Raw genomic sequence first — 18,811 nt, 5'->3', positions numbered from 1 at the left:
TAAAATACCGCCGTTAGATACCGCCGTTAGATACCGCCGTTAGATACCGCCGTTAAATACCGCCGTTTTATCCCACGATCCTCGAACGGACGCGCGCCGCGGTCGCGCTGACCGGCGTGCCCTCCATCGCGATGGCCGCGACATTCTCCAGCGCGTCTTCGGCCAGTTGCGTCAGCACGCGGCCGGGCGGCAACTCCAGCATGACCTTCGCCCCGAGTTCCCCAAGCACGACCGTCGCGTCGTGCCACCGGACGGGATAGCGCATGTTGGTCGCGAGGTCGTCGCGGATCGCTTCGGCCTTTCTCAGCGGACGCGCGCCCTTGTTGCCGATGTACGGAATGGAAGGATCGGCGAACGCGATGTCTTGCGCAGCGCGCTCTAGCGGCTTCGCGGCTTCGTCGAGGAGAACGCAGTGCGAAGGCACGCTGACCGCCAACCGCTCGGCGCGTCGCGCACCACGCTCGACGGCAACGCGTTGCAGGTTCGCAAGCGCCGCGTCGCTACCGGACACGACGATCTGGCGCGGCCCGTTGAGGTTGCCGATATACGCGCCGCCGCCCGCTTCATGTATTGACGCCTCGACTTCCCGCTCGTTGAATCCGACGATCGCGAGCATGCCGTAACCGCGCGGATACGCGCGCTCCATCAACTCGGCGCGCAACTGGACGAGGCGCAGTGCATCGGCGAACGCAATCGATCCGGCGACGACGGCCGCGCCATACGCGCCGACCGAAAGTCCCGCGACGGCATCCGGTTCGATGCCTTCATCGCGCAGCGCGCGGGCCGCCGCGACGCCCGCGATCAAGAGCGATACCTGCACGGCAACCGTCGATTCAAGCGCCGTTTCGGTATCGAGTTCCAGCACGTCGCGCGCGAGTACCTCTGAGGCTTCATGCAATGTGGACTGGATGCACGGATGCGATTTTTCGCCGCCGAGCGTGTGCAGGAAGCCCGCCGTTTGCGCGCCCTGGCCGGGGAAAAGGAAGGCGATCATAGAGGCGTTTGCGCATGCCAAGGGTTATCGACGAGCCTCGGGCCAGCCGCGTCGCGCAACATCACGCGGCCGCCAGTCCGGACGAATTCCGCGAGGGAGAAAGCGGCGTCGCGCGTTTGAACCTGCACGTCGATACGCGCATCGGCGTCGGACGCGTGCTGCAAAAGGGCATCGAGGAGTTCGCTTGCGTGTGCGTGCGGCAGCGCGTTTGAGGCCCGCAAGATCACATCGAGGTCGCTCGATGGCGTGACCGTATCGACGCCGCTTGCCAGTTCGAAGCCCACGCTGCCGCCCGGTCCCCACCCAAAAGTGGTGGCGTCGAGCGTGGCGCGCACTGCGGCGAACAAGGCGAACGCGGGCAACGATGCGCGGTCGTTCCTCGCCACGTGCCGTGCGAGCGATTCGGGCGCGATCACTTCGCGGACCAGACCCGGATCGATCCACGAGCCGAATCGTTCGCCGCGCGACGTGCCGCGCACACCCACGGCAATCGCACCGTTCAGCGAGGCCGCACGACGCACGACGACGAACGGCGCGCGCGCAAGCGCGTTCGCGACCCACGCCGGGGCTTCCACGCCAAACGCCGCGCCGCGTTCGATCCGCAGCACGTCATGCGGTTTCAAGGCGCGTTCCATTGCTCGGCAAGCCGCCGTCTCACTTCAATCGACCCCGCGCGCGTCTCTCGCGCCGCCGCCGACGCCAGCCGATTCGAGAGATCGGGTGGCCCGCGCCGCGCATCGTCGATGGCGGCGACGAGGGACGTCGTAACGCGTTCGAGATCGGCGGGCGAGGGTGCGTCGGCATCGACGCCTTCGATCAATTCATGCAGCAATCCGAGCTTTGCATACGCGCTCATGCGATACGACATCGGCGTCACGCGCTCGCCGAGCGCATCCAGGCTCTCGACCGTGCGCCGCGTCACACGCGCGGCCGCTTCCTTGCCCATCGCGTGAACAGCGGTGCCGGGCGCGTCGAGCGCCACGATCCGGTTCGCCTGATAGCCGTGCGCGAGATACGCACCGGACATCGCCGGACCGACGATCAGCGCGATCACCGGATGACCCGCGAGGCGCGCGCTGGCGTACGCATCGGCGGCTGCCGCGCAGGCCAGATGTACGCCCAGCAGTTCCTCGCGCCGGCCGTACGCCTGGCTCTTCACATCGACAATCGCAACCAGCGGACGCTTGATCGGCGCTGCGCGATCCTGTTCGAGCGTCTCACGCACGGCGCGCGCGAGCAGCCACCCTTGTTCGAGGCCGACGACGTTATCGGTCGCGCGGGGAAAGCGGTTGCGCGGATCGGGAACCACGGCGAGAAAGCGCGCCGGGTTGCCGCCAAGCGTGGCGTCGGCGGCGCGGATCGGGCCGCCTGACGCTGCGGAATCGCCTTGCGTCAACGCGTCGAACCAGATTTGTCCGCGGGTAAGCGCTGCACTCATCATGTGTCTCCCTGCCAGAGTTGGCGCAATGTCGCGGGATCGATCGCGGCCGGATCGACGCGCGCGAGGCGTTGCAGATAATGCTCGACTCGCTCGCTGCGATGTTCGCGCGGCACGCCGCGTTCGAACGCGGCGACGATCGCATCGCGAACCTGCTGGCTGTCGTCTTCCACCAGCGTATCGGCCAGTCCGACCGCCACGCGCTGCTCTCCGCCGATCATCGACCAGATGAGCTTGCGGTCGCCGGAGTCGAGTTCGTCGATGCCCGCTTCCTGTTCGATCACTTCCGGTCCGTTCATGCCGAGCCGCGCCTGACGCGTCACGACGAGTTCGGTGCAGAGCGCGGCCGCGAGCGACATGCCGCCGAAGCAGCCGACCATGCCGCCGATCACGCCGACCACCGGCACATGGCGGCGCAGCGCGACAATCGCGGCGTGAATTTCCGCGATCACCGCAAGCCCGAGGTTCGCTTCCTGCAGACGCACGCCGCCCGTTTCGAACAGCACAACCGGACGAATCGCGCGGCCCGCTTCGAATTCGAGTGCGGCCATTTCGAGCGCGGCGGCGATCTTGGTGCCCGAGACTTCCCCGATGCTGCCGCCTTGAAACGCCGGCTCGATCGCGACGATTACAGCGGGCTTCCCGCCGATCGTTCCGCGCGCAAGCACGACGCCGTCGTCCGACTGACAGACGACATCCTGCATCGCGAGCCACGGCGATTCGAGGTGGTCGAACGGTCCGAGCAATTCGCGAAACGTGCCGGGATCGAGCAGTGCGCGCGCCCGCTCGCGCGCGTTCATTTCGATAAAGCTGTGACGCGCGATGAAGCTGTCGTGAGCGTTCATTTCGCGTCTCCTTCGCTCGCTTCGACCGCTTCCGCGAGACGCAGCATGACGACGCCCGGCGTCGCGCCGAAGTCGTTCAGTTCGAGGCGCGCGGCGGCATCGTAGCGCGCGAAAAAGCGGTCGAGCACACTTTTCCAGACATGCTCGTAACCGTCTACGCTGGTCCGGATGACGACCTCGGCGCGTGGCGTTTCCGACGGCGACAAAAGTACTTCCAGGTCGCCCGAGCCGACCACGCCGACATGAGCGCGTTGCCTGACCTCTCGGGTCGCGGGGTATTCGTAACGGAGCGTTTCCATGGCTATCCTTTCGCGTCGGAATGAGCGGGCAGCGTGTCGAGAAAAAGCGTGGCGGCGAGCAGATCGGCCGCGCCGCCCGGCGAAGCATTCAGCATTAGCAAAGTGCGATCGAGCGTGTCGAAGGCCGCGCGTCCCGCCTTCGACGCAATTCCGCCGAGCGCCAGCACGTGCGCGGCGCCGTGTTGCGCGGCACGCAGCGCGTTGATGCCGCCGCGATGAATGAGGCAGGTGTCGTCGAGTTTCGCGACGATGGCGAGCAGCGTATCGATGCGCGCATGTTGTTCATTGAGACCGTCGCGCCGTGCCCGATGCAGCGCGGGCAAGCCGATTTCGATCAAGTGCGGGAAACCGTTGCGCGCCTCGCCCCGCGCGCCTGCAAAACCATAGCGTTTGAATACGCGCGCGCCGTGGCTCGATGTTGTGTTGGTCGGCGCGAAGCGGTCGTCGAATCGCGCAATTTGCGCGGCCGTTTCACCGATTCGCGCGCTCTCGTGCGCTGGATGCATCGCGGCGGCAGCGCACAGCAAGCCGACGATCCATATCGCTCCGCGATGCGCGTTGCTGCCGTTGGTTGCGCGCAGCATCGCAGTTTCGCCGTCGCGGCCGATGCGCGCCAAGCGCTCGCGCAAAGCCTGTGAAGGCACTTGGTTGCGCGCGGCGCGGGCGAGGGCGAGAAAGGCCGGCTGGAGCGAGCGCGCCGAGCGGAGCATCGTATCGAGATCGAGGTCGCGATGCGCGCCGCTTCCACGCTGATCGACGAGTGCGGGTTTCGGCGTGAGACACGCTTCGTCGATCAGCGCCTGCGTCGCGCAATCCGCGATGGCCGCCGCACTCGCCGGGGCATCGTCCGTGCGCGAAAAAAGGAGCGGGAGCGCCACGGCGTTCACCAGCTACGAAATTTCGCGGGCGGCGCGTACAGCCCGCCCGACCACGCAACGAGATCGTCGATACTGCGCGCCGCGAGCAAGCTTCGCTTCGCTTCGCCGCGCCGCACGCCGAGATCTTCGGGAAACGCGACGACGCCACGCCGCCGCAATTCCTCCGTTTTCTCGGGCTTCGCGCGCATGCCGACCGGCGTCACGCCCGCGACCGCCGCGAGCGCCGCGCGCCGTTCGTCCACGCCTTCCGCCGCATGCAGATACGCAATCCCTTCTTCGGTGACAACGTGGCTGACGTCGTCGCCGTAGATCATCACCGGCGCGATCGGCATGCCGCTTTTTTCACCTACGGCGATGGCGTCGAGTGCATCGACGATGGTCGGTTCGCCGCCTTTCTTGAACGTTTCGGCCGTCTGCACGACGAGTTTATGGCCGCGTGCAATCGACGGATTCGGACCGTCGCGCTTCAACAACTTAAGCCACGCTTCGCTCGAATGACGCCGTCCGCGCGGGTCGTGTCCCATGTTCGGCGCGCCGCCGAAACCGGCGAGCCGCCCGAGCGTCACCGTGGAGGAATTCGCGTCGGCGTCCATCTGCAAGGTCGAGCCGATGAAAAGATCCACGCCGTACTGGCCCGCAAGCTGGCACAACACGCGGTTCGAACGCAGGCTGCCGTCGCGGCCGGTGAAGAACACGTCGGAGCGCGCGGCGATGTAGTCCTCCATGCCGACTTCGCTGCCGAAACAATGCACGCTATCCACCCAGCCGCTTTCGATGGCTGGAATCAGCGTCGGATGCGGATTGAGCGCCCAGTTCGTGCAGATTTTTCCCTTCAGTCCGAGCGATTCGCCATACGTCGGCAGAAGCAGTTCGATCGCGGCCGTATCGAAACCGATACCGTGATTCAGCGTCTTGACGCCATAGCGTTCGTAGATGCCGCGAATGGTCATCATCGCCATGAGGATCTGCAATTCGCCGATGTGCCTCGGATCGCGCGTGAACAGCGGCTCGACCGCGAACGGCTTGTCGGCCGCGACGACGACATCGACCCACGACGCGGGAATATCCACGCGCGGGAGTTCGTCGACGATCTCGTTCACTTGCGCCACCACGATCCCGTGACGGAACGCGGTTGCCTCGACGATGGTCGGCGTGTCCTCGGTATTCGCGCCCGTGTAGAGGTTGCCGTGACGGTCGGCCTGCACCGCGCAGACGAGCGCGACCTGCGGCGTGAGGTCGATGAACATGCGCGCGTACAACTCGATATACGTATAGATCGCGCCGATTTCGAGCAGCCCGTCTTCAAGCAATTGTGCGACGCGCAGACTCTGCGGACCGGCGAACGAGAAGTCGACGCGGCGCGCGATCCCGCGCTCGAACAGCGCGAGATGCTCGGGCCGGCTGATGCTCGAAATCAGCAGATGGATATCGTGGACGCGCGAGGGATCGAGCTTCGCGAATGCGCGGGAGAGGAAATCGGCCTGCTTCTGATTGTTGCCTTCGAGCGCCACGCGGTCGCCCGGCGCGATCAACGCATGCAACGCATCGACGATGCGCTCCGTCTTCAGAATCCGCTCATCGAGCCACGGTTCGATGGCCTTCAAACGACGGGATTTTTCGAGCGCCCGGGTGTTCCACTGGCGCGGCGTCGGCGTGGTTGCGATCGGTGCATTCGGTGCGTTCATCGGCGGCCTTCACTTTTCGGTAGAGGGCGCGGGCTTGCGCCGGCGCTTCTGTGGCTGCGTGGACGGCGCGATGGTCTGCGCGTCGGAAAGAAAACTGTAGATCAATTCGCCGGTTGCCAGCAAATGGCGCGCGACGAGCGTTTGCGCGGCTTCGATATCGCGCGCGCAAATGGCATCGAGAATCGCCTCGTGCTCGGCGTCCGACTGTCCCTTGAAACTCGGCATGCCGAACTTGAGCCGCAGATAACGCTCGCCGCGCCGATGCATCGCGCCGATCAACTCCATCAGCCGCGGCCGGTCCGCCGGCGCGTAGAGACTCATGTGAAATTGCTCGTTGCGCACCACGTACAGCGCCGGGTCCGGCTCGCTCGCGGCCGCGTCGCGCAACGTGCGGCATAGCGCGAGCGTCTCTGGCGTGTGATACGCGATCGCGATGCCGACCGCGAGACTTTCGAGCGACGCGCGAATTTCGTAGATCTCGCGCGCTTCGTCGGCGGATTGCAGGCTCACCGACACACCGCGATTCGGCTCGGTCGTCACCCAGCCTTCGCTCTCAAGCTGTCTGAAAGCTTCGCGCACCGGAATGGCGCTGACCGAGAACTGCCGCGCGATGGCGTCCTGCCGCAACGGCTCGCCCGGAAGCAGCGCGCCTTCGACGATCGCCACGCGCAACGCATCGGCGATATAGCGCGACGTGCTCTGGCGCGGCTCGAATTGCGCGTTGCGAAACGGCGGTGCAGCGGGAAGTCCAGCAGGATGGATAGCCATGGGTAGGTAGAAGTGCGGGCTTGTCGGCCGTGTTGGTTCAAATATTATATATAAAACGACGTCATATTTCAGTGATCGTTTGAGCAATCCGAACCGGTGCTAACCCTACAGCGCCCTTCGACATGGAGATCCACATGCCCACCTCGCTGGACCATTCATTACCCGCCGCGCGACCGTCGCGCACGCCGCTCAACCGCTCGCAGATCGTCGGCTTCTGGGGCGCGTGGGCGGGCTGGACGCTCGACGGCATGGATTCGTTCATCTATGCGCTCGTGCTCGCCCCGGCGCTGACCGAGTTGCTGCCCAAATCGGGCTACGCCGCGACGCCCGCGAATGTGGGGCTGGCCGGATCGATATTGTTCGCGCTGTTTCTGGTCGGATGGGGCTTGTCGTTTATCTGGGGGCCGCTCGCCGACCGCTTCGGCCGCACCAAGGTGCTCGCCGCGACCATCTTCACTTTCGCGATCTTCACCGGCCTCGCGGCGACCGCGAATTCGGTCTGGGCGCTCGCGATCTACCGGTTCCTGGCGGGCGTGGGGATCGGCGGGGAATGGGCGCTGGCGGGCACTTATGTGGCCGAGGCTTGGCCCGAGGATCGCCGCAAGATGGGCGCGGGTTATCTGCAGACCGGCTACTACGCGGGCTTTTTCCTCGCGGCGGCGCTGAATTACACGATCGGCGCGACCTTCGGCTGGCGCGCGATGTTTCTCGTCGGCGTGCTGCCGGTGGTCGTGTCCATTGCGGTGCTCATGCGCGTGAAGGAAACCGCCAAGTGGCAGAAGGCCGAGGCGGGCGCCGTCAAGCAGGCGAGCCCGCTGCGCTCGATTTTCTCGCCGCAATATAAACGGCGCACGATCGTCGCGGCGACGCTGCTGACGGTCGCGATCATCGGGCTGTGGGCGGGCGCGGTGTATGAACCGTCGGCGGTGATCCAGCTCGCCACGCGCGCGGGCATGACGAAGCCGGATGCGGCCCGCATGGCGTCGATTGCCACCGGACTGCTGTCGATCGGCACGATCGCCGGTTGTCTCGCCCTGCCGCCGATGGCCGAACGGATCGGCCGCAGGAAAACCCTCGCGGTCTATTTCGTCGGCATGGCGGCGTCGATCGCGCTTGCGTTCGGCTGGGCGTTCTATCTGCCGAACGGACTGGTGCCGTTCATCTCGCTGCTCGTCGTGCTGGGCTTTTTCGGCGGCAATTTCGCGCTGTTCAGCCTGTGGTTGCCCGAGCAGTTCGAGACGCGCGTGCGCGCAACGGCTTTCGCGTTCTGTACGTCGGTCGGGCGATTCTTCGGCGCGATCGTCAACTTCGGGATCGGCGCGATGGTGCTGCACATGAAGACGCTCGGCGTGCCGATCGCGTTGACGGCAGTCGCTTTCCTGGTCGGACTCGTGGTGATCCCATTCGCGCCGGAAACCAAAGGGCAAGAATTACCGGATTAGCCTTCGCCCGAATAACCGCATCGCACTGAAATGGTGCGATGCGGTTATTTTTATTAACTTAATTCGCAACTAACGGTCTGATTTTTCCGCGTTTGACCAGCACAACGGCTGTCCCGATTTTTTAGTCGACAAAATCGGCGGAAGTATTTGCACACGAATGCGGCAGCGACGCCCCAACAATGTAGAATGTCGCCCTTTCGCTCGGACGAGCGTGCGAAGTTCACGGACCCGGCAACCTCAGGCAAAACACGCGACGGTTGCCCCGGCCAAATCCATCATCCAATGCACCAGCGCCATATGACAGCCACGTCGGTTTGTCGGCGATGGCATGGCACGCGCCTTCGTCCAGGCGACGGTACAGAAGCATTCAGTCAGGGAGCAGCAGTATGGCAAGCGGCGCAAATCGAGCGGTGAAGGACACGGGAACAACGACGGCCGGGAAACGGCAGGCTGGCAAGGGCGCACTGCCCGCGATTCCGGTTGATTCCGCCCTCGAAGCGGGCGAGCGCCGTCAGCAGCTGCGCGAACTGATCCAGCTGGGTCGCGAGCGCGGCTATTTGACGCACGCCGACATCAGCGATCACCTGCAGGGCAATTTTGCCGATACGGCGGCGATGGAAAGCATCGTCCGGACGTTCGCCGAAATGGGCGTGACCATTTACGAGCAGACGCCCGACGCCGACGCGCTGCTTCTGCGCGACGGCGCAGCCGGCACGGCCGACGACCAGGCCGACGAAGAAGCCGAAGTCGCGCTGTCCACGGTCGATTCCGAGTTCGGCCGCACGACCGACCCCGTGCGCATGTACATGCGCGAAATGAGCTCGGCCACGCTGCTTACGCGCAAGGAAGAAGTCGAAATCGCGATGCGGATCGAGGAAGGTCTCGCGAACATGGTGCAAGCCATCGCCGCGTGCCCGTCGACCATCGCGACCATTCTTGAACTGGCCGAGCGCGTCTCGAACGACGAAATGCGGATCGACGAACTGGTCGACGGCGTGATCGACGACGGTCTGGGCGAAGAGGGTACCCCCGCCGCCGAAGACGACACGCCCGCCGCCGAGGACGACTCCGCGAGCGACGACAGTGGCGACGACAACGCCGACGACAACGCATCGGCCGCCAACGAAGCCAATCTTGCCAAGCTGAAGGAAGACTGCCTGACGCGTTTTGCGAGCGTTGCCGAGCAATTCGAAGTGATGCGCCTCGCCTACACGGCGGGCGGGGTCGAGTCGGCCGGGTTCCTCGCGGCGCAGAACGAAGTGCGCGAGCAATTGCGCGCCATCCGCTTCACCGCGAAGATGATCGAGCGCCTGTGCGCCGACGTCCACGCGATGGTGGAAGACGTGCGTGTCGTCGAGCGCCAGATTCTGCAATTGATGGTCGAGCGTTGCGGCATGCCGCGCGACGAGTTCGTCAAGCGCTTCCCGGGCAACGAGACGGATCTGGAATGGGGCCGTGGCCTCGCCGCCGAATCGAAGCCGTATAGCGACGCCATCGGCCGTGCGCTGCCGGACCTCGAAGCGCATCAGCAAAAGCTGATCGATATTCGCGTGCGCGCTGTGCTGCCGCTGCCGGAACTGAAGTCCGTCAATCGTCAGATGCTGACCGCCGAGCGCCAGATGCGCCAGGCCAAGCACGACATGACGAAAGCGAATTTGCGTCTCGTGATTTCGATCGCGAAGAAGTATGTGAACCGCGGGCTGCAGTTCCTCGACTTGATTCAGGAAGGCAATATCGGCCTGATGAAGGCGGTGGACAAGTTCGAATACCGTCGCGGCTGGAAGTTCTCGACCTACGCGACGTGGTGGGTGCGTCAGGCCGTGACGCGCGCAATCGCCGATCAGGCGCGGACCATCCGCGTGCCGGTGCACATGATCGAAACGATCAACAAGCTGAATCGTATCTCGCGTGAAATCCTGCAGCGCACGGGCAAGGAAGCGGACGCCGCTACGCTCGCCGCGCGCATGGAAATGCCCGAGGACAAGATCCAGAAGATCATGAAGATCGCGAAGGAACCGGTCTCGATGGAAACGCCGGTGGGCGAAGACGGCGACATGAGCCTGGGCGACATGATCGCCGACGGCGACACCGTGTCGCCGGCCGAAGCCGCGCTTCAGGCAAGCCTGCGCGCAACCGTGCAGAACGTGCTGGAAGATCTGACGCCGCGCGAGGCGAAGGTGCTGAGAATGCGTTTCGGCATCGACATGTCCACCGATTACACGCTGGAAGAAGTCGGCAAGCAGTTCGATGTGACGCGTGAGCGCATTCGCCAGATCGAAAGCAAGGCGATGAAGAAGCTTCGTCATCCGAGCCGCGCGGACCGTCTGGTCGCTTTCCTCGGCGACCGTTAATCCTTCAGCGCAGCCCGAGCCTGTAGCGCGTCGTCTGCCGGTAGTGTTCTCCCGGCCGCAGGACGGCGCTACCGGCGTCGGGCATATTGATCTGGTTCGGGAAACCGCCCGCTTCCAGACACAGCCCAGCATGCCGTCGATACGACCGGCCGTTGCGGCCCATCACGCCTTCCAGGCGATTCCCACTGTAAAACTGCAAACCGGGCGCGTTCGTCGATACGGTCAACTCGCGCCCGCTGCCGGGCTCGTAGACGGTCGCGGCGGGGTGCCCGTCGCCGCGCAGCACGTAGCAGTGGTCGAAGCCTCCCGCACGCGATAATTGCGCGTTCGGCCAATCCAGCCGCGCGCCGATGGGCGCGCCCGTTCGAAAATCGAATGCATTGCCCGCGACGCCCGCGCGCGTGATCGGAATCATTTCGTCATCCACTTCGAAGAACGTGTCCGCATGAATCGCGATGACGTGGCCGCGGATATCGTCGGCGTCCGCGTTCGTATCGCCCGATAAATTGAAGTACGCGTGATTCGTGAGATTGACCGGCGTCGGCGCATCGCAGACGGCGTCGTAGTCGATTGTGAGTGCGCCGTCGTCGTCGAGCGAATAACGCACCGTACACATCAGCGCGCCCGGAAAACCCGCGTCCCCTTCAGGCGATTCATGCGTCATCACGAGCACGCCATCCTCCTCATCGACGTGCCACACCGCCCGATGAAAACCGCTCGCGCCACCGTGCAACAGGTTCGCGCCTTCGTTGCGGTCGAGCGGATACGTCACGCCGTCGAGCGTGAAACGCGCGCCCGCGATCCGGTTCGCCCAGCGCCCGATCGTGCCACCGCAATACGCGCGCGCGGCCAGATAATCGGCGGGCGTGTCGTGGCCGAGGAGCACATCGGCGAGCCTGCCTTCGCGATCCGGCGCGTGCCATGACACGAGCGTGGCGCCGAGATCGCTGATGTTCACACGCATGCCTTGCGCGTTGCGCAGCGTGAAGAGGCGCGCGGGTTCGCCGTCGGGCAGGTTGCCCCAGCGTTGCGTGGCGATGTGTGCGTGGCGTGCGGTGCTGTGCATGTCGATGAGCTTCGGGAATTAAATAGCCGCGCCGTCCTGCGCGGAGACGGACGCTAGCGGCGGACGCACGCGGTCCTGATACTCGCGTGGCGTGCAATCGAGTTCGCGGCGGAAAACGGCATACATGTACTGCACCGACGTAAAGCCGCAGCGGATCGCGACCTCGACGCTCGAAAGGTCGTGCCGCGCGAGCAGATCCTTCGCGATCTCGAGCTTGTGCCGCAGAATCTCCTGATGCACCGTACAGCCGAGTTCGCGGCGGAAGTGATCTTCGAGCGACGAGCGCGACACGCCGACGTAATCCGCAACCTGTTCCGTCTTGATGCCCTGACAGCCGTACTGGCGAATATAGTGCCGCGCGCGCATCACGTGCGGGCTGGAGACGGGCTGATGGCGCGTCGATTCGAGCACGTTGATACCGACCGGCGGCACCAGAATTCTGCGTCCGCCGAAACGCGCGCCGCCCAGCATTTGATGAAGCAAATGCGCCGCCGTGCGGCCCATTTCCTCGGTGCCCTGAATGACCGACGACAACGGAATGCGCGTGAGCGATCGCGTCAGCGGATCGTTGTCGATACCGATGATCGCCACCTGCTCCGGCACGGCGATACCGGACATCAGGCACGCCTGGAGCAAATGCCGCGCGCGCGCATCGGTCACCGCGATCACCCCGACCGGCTTCGGCAAGCTCTCCAGCCACGAACGCAGCTGCGCGCTCGCCTGGTTCCAGACCGGCGCGCTGGTCGGATGGCCGCGATGAATTTCGGCGTCGAGTCCGTCCGCCGCGATCAACGCCTTGAATGCGAGTTCGCGTTCCTGTGCCCAGCGATTCTCCGGCGACTCCGGCAGGCTGTAGAGCGCGAAACGCTGCAAGCCCGCGCCGATCAAATGCGTATAGGCGAGCGAAACGAGCTTGGCGTTATCGGTGGCGATGTAGGGATGATTGACGGGATAGCAGGCGGCATTCTCGTAGGACGAACCCACCGCGACCACCGGCAATGGACAATGATCGAGCGCTTCGCATACGGCGGGGTCGTCGAAGTCCGCGATGATGCCGTCGCCCTCGAAGCGCTCGATACCCGTCAGTCGCGCGCGGAAATCCTCTTCGAGAAAAAGGTCCCAAGCGACGCGCGTCGACAGCAGGTACTTGCCGATACCCGTGATGATCCCGCGGTCATACACCTTGTTCGCGTTGAACAGCAGCGCGATCCGATGTGAAGGTTGCGTGACGGTTGGTCTTGTCATCGACTCTCTCTGAACGAAACCGCGAAGGCTTCGTTGTCTCCAGATTTGGGATTTGGCCCAAGGTTCTGACCGGCGGCCAGACATTAACTAAGTCTTCGCTTCAGGCCTTGTTTTAAGCAGCTTGCTTATTCTAGGCCGCAAGCGCGTGCGGCTGTGAGGCGGCTTGCACGAAAGCCAAGAATCACCATCGTCGCTGGCGGATTTCGCAATTGCACGTTCGCGACCCGAACTGGCAGCATGGCGTCACATTAAAACGGAGACGCGCATGTCCTACTTCGATCACATTCCCGCAGTGCGTTACGAAGGTCCGCAGTCCGAGAGCCCGTTTGCGTATCGTCATTACGATCCCGACCGGCTTGTGCTCGGCAAACGCATGGAAGATCATCTGCGCCTCGCCGTATGTTACTGGCACACGTTCGTGTGGCCGGGCGTCGACATGTTCGGCTCCGGCACGTTCGGGCGTCCGTGGCAGCAACCCGGCAATGCGCTGGAACTCGCGCAACTGAAAGCCGACGCCGCGTTCCAGTTCTTCTCGAAGCTCGGCACGCCGTTCTACACCTTCCACGATACCGACGTCGCGCCCGAAGGCGACGGCATCAGGGATTACGTGAACAACTTCAAGTCGATGACCGATTACCTCGCGAAGCAGCAGGACGCCACCGGCGTGAAGTTGCTGTGGGGCACCGCCAATCTGTTTTCGCATCCGCGCTATGCCGCCGGCGCCGCGACCAATCCGAATCCCGACGTGTTCGCGTTCGCCGCGACGCAAGTGCAGCAGGCGCTCGAAGCGACCCAGCGGCTGGGCGGCGAGAACTACGTGCTGTGGGGTGGCCGCGAAGGTTACGACACGCTGCTCAATACCGACCTCAAGCGCGAGCGCGACCAGTTGGGCCGTTTTCTTTCGATGGTGGTCGAGCATAAGCACAAGATCGGCTTCAAGGGCGCGCTCCTGATCGAGCCGAAGCCGCAGGAGCCGACCAAGCATCAATACGACTACGACGTCGCGACCGTCCACGGCTTTCTGGTGCAGTTCGGTTTGCAGGACGAGATTCGCGTGAATATCGAAGCGAATCACGCCACGCTCGCGGGCCATTCATTCCATCACGAAATTGCGACCGCCATCGCGCTCGGCGTGTTCGGCAGTATCGACGCGAATCGCGGCGATCAACAAAACGGCTGGGACACGGACCAGTTTCCGAACAGCGTGGAAGAACTGACGCTGGCGTTGTACGAGATTCTGCGCAACGGCGGCTTCAGCACGGGCGGCATGAACTTCGATTCCAAGGTGCGGCGGCAGAGCATCGATCCGGAAGACCTTTTTCACGGCCATATCGGCGCTATCGATGCGATTGCGATTGCGCTCGAACGTGCGGCATCGCTCGTGGAAAACGATCGGCTCGGCGCGTTCAAGGCGCGGCGCTACGAAGGTTGGGAAACCGATTTCGGACGCAAGGTGCTAAGCGGCGGTTATTCGCTCGAATCGCTCGCGGACGATGCCGCGTCGCGCAATATTGCGCCTCGGCATGTAAGCGGACAGCAGGAGCGGCTGGAGAATATCGTCAATCAGGCGATCTATGGACCGCGTTGGGAGAACAGTTGAAGGCCGTAAAAATCGCTAGCGAATCCGGTCGATTTCGCAATTGCGTCTAGCGTGCGCGCAGCACACGCTAGTAAAAAATGCAGCTAACCCAGTAAGTTAAAAAAAGACCGCGGACTCGAATCCGCGGCGCATCCGAAGGTCCCGGCGGCGCTCCGACTCTCGCGTATCGAGGAGCACACAGGCCGTCACCATAAAATGGAGTGAGACATGAAATCTGCAATGCGCCGCTCGGTAGTGAGTACGCTCGTCTGCGGAGCGATGTTCGCCAGCATGAGCATGGTGTCGACGCTCGCGCATGCGAGCAAGGACAAGCCCGAAATTGGTTTCTGCATCGACGATTTGCGTGTCGAGCGGTGGTCGCGCGATCGCGATTATTTTGTGGCGGCAGCGACCAAGCTCGGCGCCAAAGTCTCGGTGCAGTCGGCCGATGCCAATGAAGCCCGCCAGATTTCTCAGATCGAGAATCTGATCTCGCGGGGTGTGGATGTGATCGTGATCGTACCGTTCAATTCGAAGACGCTCGGCAATGTGGTGGCCGAAGCGCACAAGGCAGGCATCAAGGTCGTATCGTATGACCGGCTGATTCTGGATGCCGACGTCGATGCCTATATTTCCTTCGACAACGAAAAGGTCGGTGAGCTGCAGGCGCAGGGCGTGTTCGACGCGCAGCCGAAGGGCAACTACTTCCTGCTGGGCGGCGCGCCGACCGACAACAACGCCAAGATGCTGCGCGAAGGGCAGATGAAAGTGCTCAAGCCGGCGGTGGATCGCGGGGACGTGAAGATCGTCGGGCAGCAGTGGGTGCCGGAGTGGAGCGCCGCGACCGCGTTGCGGATCACCGAGGACGCGCTCACCGCGAACAACAACAAGATCGACGCGATCGTCGCGTCGAACGACGGCACGGCAGGCGGCGCGATCCAGGCGCTCGCTGCGCAGAAGATGGCGGGCAAGGTGCCGGTGTCCGGTCAGGACGCGGACCTCGCGGCGGTCAAGCGGCTCGTGTCCGGCACGCAGACCATGACGGTTTACAAGCCGCTCAAACTGATCGCGGGCGAGGCTGCCAAGCTGTCCGTCGATCTCGCGAAGGGCGTCAAGCCCGCGTTCAACGCCAAGTACGACAACGGCAAGAAACAGGTCGAAACCGTGTTGCTCCAGCCGACGCTGCTCACCAAAAGTAACGTCGATGTCGTCATCAAGGATGGCTTCTATACCCCGGCCCAACTGGCTGGAAACTAAGCGTCGCGCGCGGACGGCGCGGCTGCGGCGTCCGCGTTTAGCGTATGGATCGGGGACATCACGCATGGCGCAATCACTGCTGGAGATGCACGGCATCACGAAGTCGTTCGCCGGGGTGAACGCGCTCGACGGGATCGATCTGGTCGTCGCGCCCGGCGAATGTGTCGGCTTGTGCGGCGAAAACGGCGCGGGAAAATCCACGCTGATGAAGGTGCTGTCCGGCGTCTATCCTCATGGCACATGGGACGGCGAAATACTGTGGGAAGGCAAGCCGCTACTTGCCGGGAATATCCGCGATACCGAACGCGCCGGCATCGTCATCATTCATCAGGAGTTGATGCTGGTGCCGCAACTGTCGGTGGCCGAGAACATTTTTCTAGGCAACGAGATTACGTTGAGCGGCGGACGCATGAACTATGCGGCCATGTATCAGCGCGCCGACGAACTGCTGAAGAGCCTCAATATCGACGGTATCAACGTGGCCCAGCCGGTGATGAACTACGGCGGCGGCCATCAGCAACTCATCGAGATCGCCAAGGCGCTGAACAAGCGCGCGAAGCTGCTGATTCTCGATGAGCCTTCTTCGTCGCTGACGGCGTCTGAAATTCGCATCCTGCTCGATATCGTCCGCGATCTGAAAAAGCGCGGCGTGGCGTGCGTCTATATCTCGCACAAGCTCGATGAAGTCGAAGCCGTCTGCGACACGATCACGGTGATCCGCGACGGCAAGCACGTCGCCACGCAGCCGATGAAGCAACTCAGCACCGACCGTATCATCTCGATGATGGTCGGGCGCGAGATCACGAATCTCTTTCCGCGCGAGCCGCATGAGATCGGCGAAGTCATTTTCGAGGCGCGCAACGTGACTTGCTTCGATGTGACGAACCCGCATCGAAAGCGCGTGGACAACGTGTCTTTTGCGCTGCGTAAAGGCGAGATTCTGGGCGTGGCGGGTTTGGTCGGCGCGGGGCGTACCGAGTTGATGCAGGCCGTTTTCGGTGCGTATCCGGGTCTGAGCGAAGCCGAAGTCTGGATGAACGGAAAGCAGCTCAAGATCAACACGCCGTCCGATGCGATCGCGGCCGGCATCGGCATGGTGCCCGAGGACCGTAAGCGGCACGGCATCGTGCCGCAACTGGGCGTGGGCCAGAACATCACGCTCGCGGTCCTCGCGCGCTTCGCGAAAGGCGGCCGTATCGATTCCGCCGCGGAACTCGACACCATCCATACCGAGATGAAGCGTTTATCGGTGCGCGCCGCGCATCCGATGCTGTCGATATCGGGCCTGTCCGGCGGCAATCAGCAGAAGGCCGTGCTCACGCGCATGCTGCTGACCGACCCCGATGTGCTGATTCTCGACGAACCCACGCGCGGCGTGGACGTCGGTGCCAAATTCGAAATCTACAAGCTCATGTTTGCGCTTGCACGGCGCGGCATGTCGATCGTCGTAGTGTCGTCGGAACTGGCCGAAGTGCTCGGCGTGAGCGACCGCGTGCTGGTGATCGGCGAAGGGCAGCTGCGCGGTGATTTCATCAATGAGGGCCTGACGCAAGAGCACATCCTGAGCGCCGCGATCGGCGCCGATCTCAGTGACCAACCTATTTCAGCGAGCGTCGCATGACTCCCGATCTCACTTCCGCGCCGAAGTCCGCCAAGCGCGGTGCATCGCATTCATCCGGGCAGCGCGTAAAGCAGCTTTTCACACGATACAAACTGCTCGCGTTGCTTTTGGCGGTGGCGCTCATCTGGCTATTCTTTTCCTTTCTCACCGATGGCGCGTTCGTCACGCCGCGCAACCTGTCCAACCTGCTGCGCCAGATGTCGATCACCGGCATGCTCGCGTGCGGCATGGTGTTCGTCATCATCGCGGGCGAGATCGATTTGTCGGTGGGGTCGCTCTTGGGCCTGCTCGGCGGCGTCGCGGCGATACTCGACGTGACGTACCACTGGCCGCTCGCCGCGACCGTACCGACGGTCATGGTGCTCGGCGTTGCCGTCGGATTGTTCAATGGCTGGTGGTCGACGTATCTGCGCGTGCCATCGTTCATCGTGGGACTAGGCGGGATGCTCGCGTATCGCGGCGTGTTGCTCGGCGTGACGGGTGGATCGACGATCGCGCCGGTGTCCGATAACCTCGTGTTCGTCGGGCAGGGATATTTGCCGCGCGTCGCGGGCGACACGCTTGCCGTCGTGCTGTTCCTGCTGCTCGCCGCGCTCACGGTGCGCCAGCGGCAGAGCCGGCAGCGCTATTCGTTGCCTGTCGTCCCGCTTTGGCAGGACGCGACGAAGATCGTGGCGGCGGGCGTGATTTTGCTGGCTTTTGTCGCGACGCTGAACCGGTACGGCGGCATTCCGGTGCCCGTGCTCGTGTTGCTCGGCTTGCTCGGCGTCTTCACTTACATCGCGACGCAAACCGTGTTTGGGCGCCGCATTTACGCGGTCGGATCGAATCTGGAAGCGACGCGGCTGTCGGGGGTGAACACCAATCGGGTGAAGCTCGCGATCTTCGCGTTGATGGGACTGATGTGCGCGTTCGGGGGGCTCGTGAATACCGCGCGGCTTGCGGCGGGATCGCCTTCGGCGGGCTCGATGGGGGAACTCGATGCGATCGCGGCGTGCTTTATCGGCGGGACGTCGATGCGTGGCGGGTCCGGCACCGTGTACGGCGCGCTGATCGGCGCGCTCGTGATGGCGAGTCTGGACAACGGCATGTCGATGCTCGATGTCGATTCTTACTGGCAGATGATCGTTAAGGGCGGGATTCTGGTTTTGGCTGTGTGGATCGATGTGGTTTCTGGATCGAATCAGCGATGAACGGGTTTGGTTTTGCTGGCGCTTGGGGTGGGTTTTGTTTGCGTGGGCTTTCTGAGAACTTGCACTGGTTTTGTTTGCTGGCGCCCCTCGCTTTTGTTTGCCTGGGCTTCTTTTGAACTTGCTTTCGTGTGCGTTTATTAGCGATGCCCC

The 18,811-nt window shown here is 63.5% G+C and carries 16 protein-coding genes; 6 read left to right on the top strand and 10 right to left on the bottom strand.

Annotated features, from left to right (window positions below; translation table 11 throughout):
* Positions 1-67: 67 nt before the first annotated feature.
* The 8 genes from mdcH to AC3D25_RS22175 are packed head-to-tail and all read right to left on the bottom strand — an operon-like array spanning position 68 to position 6,907.
* A complete protein-coding gene (mdcH, locus tag AC3D25_RS22210; RefSeq protein ID WP_488890636.1) occupies positions 68-994 on the bottom strand; it encodes a malonate decarboxylase subunit epsilon in 927 nt (308 codons plus the stop codon).
* Positions 991-1,617, bottom strand: coding sequence for a malonate decarboxylase holo-ACP synthase (locus AC3D25_RS22205; RefSeq protein WP_488890635.1), 627 nt, complete (start codon positions 1,615-1,617; stop codon positions 991-993). Before AC3D25_RS22205 ends, mdcH begins: the two co-directional genes overlap by 4 nt.
* The gene (mdcE, locus tag AC3D25_RS22200; protein WP_488890634.1) at positions 1,614-2,435 is read right to left on the bottom strand and encodes a biotin-independent malonate decarboxylase subunit gamma; all 822 of its coding nucleotides are present in this window, start codon (positions 2,433-2,435) and stop codon (positions 1,614-1,616) included. Before mdcE ends, AC3D25_RS22205 begins: the two co-directional genes overlap by 4 nt.
* The gene (locus AC3D25_RS22195) at positions 2,432-3,277 is read right to left on the bottom strand and encodes a biotin-independent malonate decarboxylase subunit beta (RefSeq protein WP_488890633.1); all 846 of its coding nucleotides are present in this window, start codon (positions 3,275-3,277) and stop codon (positions 2,432-2,434) included. The genes mdcE and AC3D25_RS22195 overlap by 4 nt, the downstream gene beginning before the upstream one ends.
* Positions 3,274-3,576 carry a malonate decarboxylase subunit delta gene (locus AC3D25_RS22190; RefSeq protein WP_488890632.1) on the bottom strand — a complete coding sequence of 101 codons (303 nt, stop codon included), beginning with the start codon at positions 3,574-3,576 and terminating at the stop codon, positions 3,274-3,276. Before AC3D25_RS22190 ends, AC3D25_RS22195 begins: the two co-directional genes overlap by 4 nt.
* A 2-nt stretch (positions 3,577-3,578) precedes the next feature.
* On the bottom strand, positions 3,579-4,454 hold the full coding sequence (locus AC3D25_RS22185) for a triphosphoribosyl-dephospho-CoA synthase (protein ID WP_488890631.1): 876 nt from the start codon (positions 4,452-4,454) through the stop codon (positions 3,579-3,581).
* Positions 4,455-4,459: 5 nt separating this feature from the next.
* Positions 4,460-6,139 (bottom strand): malonate decarboxylase subunit alpha, encoded by a 1,680-nt coding sequence (mdcA, locus tag AC3D25_RS22180; RefSeq protein WP_488890630.1) that lies wholly within the window; start codon positions 6,137-6,139, stop codon positions 4,460-4,462.
* 9 nt (positions 6,140-6,148) lie between these two features.
* Positions 6,149-6,907 (bottom strand): GntR family transcriptional regulator, encoded by a 759-nt coding sequence (locus AC3D25_RS22175; RefSeq protein WP_488890629.1) that lies wholly within the window; start codon positions 6,905-6,907, stop codon positions 6,149-6,151.
* 134 nt (positions 6,908-7,041) lie between these two features.
* Here AC3D25_RS22175 and AC3D25_RS22170 point away from each other — a divergent pair, with 134 nt between their 5' ends.
* Positions 7,042-8,349 (top strand): MFS transporter, encoded by a 1,308-nt coding sequence (locus AC3D25_RS22170; protein ID WP_488890628.1) that lies wholly within the window; start codon positions 7,042-7,044, stop codon positions 8,347-8,349.
* A gap of 386 nt (positions 8,350-8,735) precedes the next feature.
* Positions 8,736-10,700, top strand: a complete 1,965-nt coding sequence (rpoD, locus tag AC3D25_RS22165; RefSeq protein ID WP_488890627.1) for an RNA polymerase sigma factor RpoD — start codon at positions 8,736-8,738, stop codon at positions 10,698-10,700.
* Positions 10,701-10,704: 4 nt separating this feature from the next.
* Here the strand turns inward: rpoD and AC3D25_RS22160 are convergent, their stop codons facing one another.
* Both AC3D25_RS22160 and AC3D25_RS22155 read right to left on the bottom strand, forming a co-directional pair.
* Positions 10,705-11,766, bottom strand: a complete 1,062-nt coding sequence (locus AC3D25_RS22160; protein WP_488890626.1) for an aldose epimerase family protein — start codon at positions 11,764-11,766, stop codon at positions 10,705-10,707.
* Positions 11,767-11,784: 18 nt separating this feature from the next.
* Positions 11,785-13,011, bottom strand: coding sequence for a XylR family transcriptional regulator (locus tag AC3D25_RS22155; protein ID WP_488890625.1), 1,227 nt, complete (start codon positions 13,009-13,011; stop codon positions 11,785-11,787).
* A gap of 265 nt (positions 13,012-13,276) precedes the next feature.
* Here AC3D25_RS22155 and xylA point away from each other — a divergent pair, with 265 nt between their 5' ends.
* The 4 genes from xylA to AC3D25_RS22135 all read left to right on the top strand — a co-directional run bounded on the left by xylA (position 13,277) and on the right by AC3D25_RS22135 (position 18,661).
* Complete coding sequence (xylA, locus tag AC3D25_RS22150) at positions 13,277-14,611, top strand: xylose isomerase (RefSeq protein WP_488890624.1); 1,335 nt, start codon at positions 13,277-13,279, stop codon at positions 14,609-14,611.
* Positions 14,612-14,818: 207 nt separating this feature from the next.
* Positions 14,819-15,847, top strand: coding sequence for a D-xylose ABC transporter substrate-binding protein (xylF, locus tag AC3D25_RS22145; RefSeq protein ID WP_488890623.1), 1,029 nt, complete (start codon positions 14,819-14,821; stop codon positions 15,845-15,847).
* A gap of 64 nt (positions 15,848-15,911) precedes the next feature.
* Complete coding sequence (gene xylG / locus AC3D25_RS22140; protein ID WP_488890622.1) at positions 15,912-17,468, top strand: D-xylose ABC transporter ATP-binding protein; 1,557 nt, start codon at positions 15,912-15,914, stop codon at positions 17,466-17,468.
* Positions 17,465-18,661 carry a sugar ABC transporter permease gene (locus tag AC3D25_RS22135; RefSeq protein ID WP_488890621.1) on the top strand — a complete coding sequence of 399 codons (1,197 nt, stop codon included), beginning with the start codon at positions 17,465-17,467 and terminating at the stop codon, positions 18,659-18,661. Before xylG ends, AC3D25_RS22135 begins: the two co-directional genes overlap by 4 nt.
* Positions 18,662-18,811: the final 150 nt, after the last annotated feature.

Source organism: Caballeronia sp. SL1002 (assembly GCF_057814995.1).
This window is presented reverse-complemented; position numbering and strand designations above follow the sequence as displayed.

Coding starts and splice junctions, on each gene's coding strand:
- AC3D25_RS22175 (WP_488890629.1), bottom strand. CDS start 6,907: ATGGCTATCCATCCTGCTGGACTTCCCGCTGCACCGCCGTTTCGCAAC.
- mdcA (WP_488890630.1), bottom strand. CDS start 6,139: ATGAACGCACCGAATGCACCGATCGCAACCACGCCGACGCCGCGCCAG.
- AC3D25_RS22190 (WP_488890632.1), bottom strand. CDS start 3,576: ATGGAAACGCTCCGTTACGAATACCCCGCGACCCGAGAGGTCAGGCAA.
- mdcH (WP_488890636.1), bottom strand. CDS start 994: ATGATCGCCTTCCTTTTCCCCGGCCAGGGCGCGCAAACGGCGGGCTTC.
- AC3D25_RS22170 (WP_488890628.1), top strand. CDS start 7,042: ATGCCCACCTCGCTGGACCATTCATTACCCGCCGCGCGACCGTCGCGC.
- AC3D25_RS22195 (WP_488890633.1), bottom strand. CDS start 3,277: ATGAACGCTCACGACAGCTTCATCGCGCGTCACAGCTTTATCGAAATG.
- xylF (WP_488890623.1), top strand. CDS start 14,819: ATGAAATCTGCAATGCGCCGCTCGGTAGTGAGTACGCTCGTCTGCGGA.
- AC3D25_RS22155 (WP_488890625.1), bottom strand. CDS start 13,011: ATGACAAGACCAACCGTCACGCAACCTTCACATCGGATCGCGCTGCTG.
- AC3D25_RS22135 (WP_488890621.1), top strand. CDS start 17,465: ATGACTCCCGATCTCACTTCCGCGCCGAAGTCCGCCAAGCGCGGTGCA.
- AC3D25_RS22160 (WP_488890626.1), bottom strand. CDS start 11,766: ATGCACAGCACCGCACGCCACGCACACATCGCCACGCAACGCTGGGGC.
- xylG (WP_488890622.1), top strand. CDS start 15,912: ATGGCGCAATCACTGCTGGAGATGCACGGCATCACGAAGTCGTTCGCC.
- rpoD (WP_488890627.1), top strand. CDS start 8,736: ATGGCAAGCGGCGCAAATCGAGCGGTGAAGGACACGGGAACAACGACG.
- xylA (WP_488890624.1), top strand. CDS start 13,277: ATGTCCTACTTCGATCACATTCCCGCAGTGCGTTACGAAGGTCCGCAG.
- mdcE (WP_488890634.1), bottom strand. CDS start 2,435: ATGATGAGTGCAGCGCTTACCCGCGGACAAATCTGGTTCGACGCGTTG.